Origin of the sequence: Intestinibacter sp. (assembly GCF_051866655.1) — a bacterium.
Taxonomy (GTDB): Bacteria; Bacillota; Clostridia; order Peptostreptococcales; family Peptostreptococcaceae; genus Intestinibacter.
Genome location: NZ_JBJDXL010000401.1, coordinates 1 through 3,075 on the forward strand (window position 1 = coordinate 1; position 3,075 = coordinate 3,075).

3 protein-coding genes are annotated in these 3,075 nt (G+C 29.0%); all 3 read right to left on the bottom strand.

The window, feature by feature from the left end; all coding sequences use genetic code 11:
• Positions 1–51: 51 nt before the first annotated feature.
• The gene (locus ACI3VO_RS12115) at positions 52–180 is read right to left on the bottom strand and encodes a DeoR family transcriptional regulator (RefSeq protein WP_439758164.1); all 129 of its coding nucleotides are present in this window, start codon (positions 178–180) and stop codon (positions 52–54) included.
• A 144-nt stretch (positions 181–324) separates the two neighbouring features.
• The gene (locus ACI3VO_RS12120; protein WP_439758165.1) at positions 325–1,518 is read right to left on the bottom strand and encodes a pentapeptide repeat-containing protein; all 1,194 of its coding nucleotides are present in this window, start codon (positions 1,516–1,518) and stop codon (positions 325–327) included.
• Positions 1,519–1,646: 128 nt separating this feature from the next.
• Positions 1,647–3,075, bottom strand: a 1,429-nt coding sequence (locus ACI3VO_RS12125) for a Na+/H+ antiporter NhaC family protein (RefSeq protein WP_439758166.1), incomplete at its 5' end; no start/stop codon positions are given.

Genomic DNA, 3,075 nt, shown 5'->3' on the forward strand with positions numbered 1-3,075 from the left:
CTTTACCTACTCAAAGGTATTATTTTTTAAATATTTACCCTTTATACTTTTTTATCCACTTTTATTTAAATCTTTTCTAAGTGTTTGCGGTTTTACACCCAATGTAGAAGCTATTTCCTCCAAGGAGATACCTTTTTCTTGTAATTTTAAAAATTCGTCTACTCTTTGATTAGAATCCATTGTATTCCTCCGCCTGTAATATCTTTTTTAACATTGTATCATAAAACCGCGAGATTTACACTTTTCTTTAAATCGTTATTTTTAACTATTTTGATAATATCATCTATACCTTTATTAATCCTTAATTTTGAATGTCAACTTGAATTATCTTATAATTTTTCTTATCAAAGTACCTGTACCAATTCCTATCATAATGACACCTATAAGCATCTCTATATCTGCAATTAAATACGAAGACAATGCAGCAATACCATTTTCTCCTCCTACCCCTGTAAACAAACTTATACTTAAAAAAAGTGCTTCCTTAAAATCTCTATAAAATTTCTCTATAGATAAAAATTGTAGTGTTTGTAAATTACTGTATTGTATTAATTGCTCATGTATCTCTATACCAAATATCAAATACAAAAAAGTAAATAGAAATATTATAAATAAACTCGCATAAATGCTGTAGATAGGTCTTTCACCATATCCACATGAAAACCAATACAAATAAGACTCTATTTTCGGTAAAAAACCTAAAGTCTTATGTTCTTCTCTTTTAGCTAGATAATAGTACTCTCCAAAATTACTGTTCAAATTATTTTGCTTGTATTTATCAGCTATATTTTGATATACAGTATATATTCCCTCGTACTCGTCTCTATCTTTTTTTCTTTCTGTTAATTTATCAAAAAAAGTCTTCTCATCAAAAGTAGTCATATACTTGTCATTAAATTCGAAATTATTTATATAACATCTATAAGTTTTAAAATTTTGAAAATCTGAATCACATACTTCTATATTATATAAATCGCACTTTGTCATAATTACAGCTTGCATATTGCAAAGCTCAAAGCTAGTATTTTTTAAAGTAGAATTTTCAAATATAGAATAAGACAAATCACAGCCTTTAAATTTAGCGTATATTTTACACTCCTCAAATGTAGTTGAAAAATTATCTTTTACATTTAAAGAAGGTGTCTTTATCGAATCAGACTTCGTAAAAGTACAATTTTCAAATACAACACCACCGCTTTCAAACATACATCTATTAAAATTACATCCTATAAAAAAACAATCTACAAACTTAATATTTTGAAATTTACAATTATAAAAATTTACACATACAAAATTTTTGCCTATTTCCAATCTAAAATCTATTTCGTCTAAAACCTTATCGCTACCGATAATTTTATTTTTTATATTTTTAAAGCTAAACTCGTCAAATGGACTGTAATCCCTAACTAAATTATGATCGTTTATGATTTTCTTTCTAATATTTATATTGTTGTTCTTTCTATTTACTAATTGCTTTGATAATTTATAATTCTCTTCTTTAAAATTTATATAAGGCATAATAATACGCTATACAGCACTCCTTTCTTTATTTTTCTTTATTATTATTGCCTATATAATTTTTTTTATAATAAAAAAACTGCTGTATGAAATTCACACAACAGTTTTAATTTTATATTTTTAAATTTCTATTCTTGTTCTACTTCTACACTCTTACCTAATATTTGGATTCCTATAAATACAGCTGCTAATGCTAAAGGTAAAACTACATATACAGGTAATCCAAATCCAGCTGGTATATATCCAAATACTATAGTTATAGTTGCTATAAATAATGAATATGGTATTTGTGTTCTAACGTGTTCTATATGGTCACATCCTGCACCCATTGAAGATAGTATTGTTGTATCTGATATCGGTGAACAGTGATCTCCAAATATTGCACCTGTTAAAACAGCACTTGTTGAAACTATTACATAGCTCATATCTGGATTTATAGAATATGCTAGAGGTATTGCAAGTGGCATAAGGATTCCCATTGTTCCATATGATGTACCAGTTGCAAATGATATTATAGCACCTAATACAAATATTATACTTGGTAGAGTAAATGCTGGTATAGATCCTGATAAGTAGTTAATTAAGAATTTTGCTGTTCCTAATTCTTTTATAACAGAACTTAAAGACCAAGCGCATATTAATATTACACAAGTTATAAGTAATGTTTTCATACCGTCTATCCAAATTTCTATTGCTTGAGCTACTGTAAACATTTTTTTAAAAACTCCCATAGCCATAGCCACTATTCCTGCAAATAATGCTGATTGGAATAACGCTACAGATGCATCTGAGTTACTGAAGGCTTCTCTTATAGCTGCAAATGAAAATGGTGAATTTTGCATTATAGCTATTGTAGCTGCATCTTCTGAACCCATTATAGTTGTATATCCACTGTAATAAAATGCTATTAAAGCTGCTATTATTAAAGTTCCTATAGGAATTATTGCATTCCATACACTAGGTGTAACTCCTTCTAATGGTTCTAAATCATCGTGTTCTTTTGATATCTGTTTGTTTAATTCTTCTCCATCTTTAAGAACTTGTCCTCCACGTCGAGCTTGTAACTCGCATTTTCTCATAGGACCAAAGTCTTTTAATAAAAGTGCTGTTATCACTATAAACGCCAATATCAATATATTATAGAATCTAAATGGTATAGTGCTTAAAAATACTCCAAATGCATTTTGGTCTACTCCAATTGAATTAAAAGCATCCCCTATAAGTCCAACCTCTAATCCTATCCATGTTGATATTATAGCTAATCCTGCTACTGGAGCTGCTGTTGCATCTATGATAAATGCAAGTCTTTCTCTAGATATTTTCATTCCATCTGTTACAGGTCTCATCATAGGTCCTATTATTAGAGAGTTTGCATAATCATCGAAAAATACTAAAAGTCCAGCAAACCATGTCATTATCTGTGCTGATCTTGCACTTTTTGCCTTTTTTGATAGAGCTTCTGCTATAGCTTTAGCTCCACCCATTTTACTAACTAGGTTGATTACACCACCTATAGCTAAAACCTGTAAAATTATACCTGCATTCCAAGGATCAGAT

What these genes read in the sequence shown, in the direction of transcription:
- ACI3VO_RS12120 (WP_439758165.1), bottom strand. Translation starts at nt 1,518, where the DNA reads ATGCCTTATATAAATTTTAAAGAAGAGAATTATAAATTATCAAAGCAA.
- ACI3VO_RS12115 (WP_439758164.1), bottom strand. Translation starts at nt 180, where the DNA reads ATGGATTCTAATCAAAGAGTAGACGAATTTTTAAAATTACAAGAAAAA.